Origin of the sequence: Bacillus sp. SIMBA_008, assembly GCF_046535495.1 — a bacterium.
Classification (GTDB): domain Bacteria; phylum Bacillota; class Bacilli; order Bacillales; family Bacillaceae; genus Bacillus; species Bacillus subtilis.
Genome location: NZ_JAWRWL010000753.1, coordinates 1 through 258, shown reverse-complemented (window position 1 = coordinate 258; position 258 = coordinate 1). Strand labels below are relative to the sequence as shown.

At 50.0% G+C, this 258-nt stretch carries 1 protein-coding gene; it reads left to right on the top strand.

Annotated elements, in window-relative coordinates; all coding sequences use genetic code 11:
* Positions 1–247 (top strand): CBS domain-containing protein (locus SB658_RS25295; RefSeq protein ID WP_410603180.1); only part of this gene is annotated, 247 nt, incomplete at its 5' end.
* Between the last annotated feature and the right edge of the window lie 11 nt (positions 248–258).

The window sequence follows — 258 nt, the reverse complement described above, 5'->3', positions numbered from 1 at the left end:
CTCGCAAAAAATAACCGACGCAATGACAGAGCGGGTTATCAGTGCAGAAGAAGACGCCTCTGTGGAGGAGGTGCTCCATTTGATGGCTGAACATCAGCTCAGAAGAATTCCCGTCACAAGGGATAAAAAACTGGTCGGCATTGTTACGCTCGGCGATCTTTCGTTGGCCGAGCAATCAAATGAGCAAGCAGGCCGGGCGCTGTCTGACATTTCTGAAGACGGAGGTCCGGAGGGGTTTATCCATTAAACATAAATCAC